Source organism: Mesorhizobium sp. M8A.F.Ca.ET.202.01.1.1, assembly GCF_004791595.1.
Lineage (GTDB): Bacteria > Pseudomonadota > Alphaproteobacteria > Rhizobiales > Rhizobiaceae > Mesorhizobium.
Window position 1 is genome coordinate 1 of record NZ_SRUN01000181.1, and the last position, 324, is coordinate 324.

The following is a 324-nucleotide window of genomic DNA, read 5'->3' on the forward strand; positions in this document are numbered from 1 at the left end:
AGGCGCTGTCGGGCTCGTTCGAGGCCAAGTCGCGGGCCGCGATCCGGGCCGGCGTCGATGTCATCCTGCATTGCCACGGCATCATGGACGAGATGATCGCTGTCGCCGGTGCCGTGCCGGAGATGACGGGCGCGCGTGCGCGCCGCGCCGCCGCTGCGCTGGGCCGCATCCGGCACGAGCCGGAGCCGGTCGATCTGGAGGCCGTGCGCGCCGGGATCGCGAGCGCGCTTGCGTTGAGCGCCTGAACGGCCGAATCTGCATCTTCGGGGATGACAGTTGGGGCAGGGCCTTCGATGACGGCCGAGTTGCCATTCGAGGAAGACC

The 324-nt window shown here is 70.4% G+C and carries 1 pseudogene; it reads left to right on the top strand.

Annotation, left to right across the window (positions count from 1 at the left end):
• Positions 1–245: pseudogene (locus tag EN845_RS35725) on the top strand (beta-hexosaminidase); the annotation flags it as partial.
• Positions 246–324: the final 79 nt, after the last annotated feature.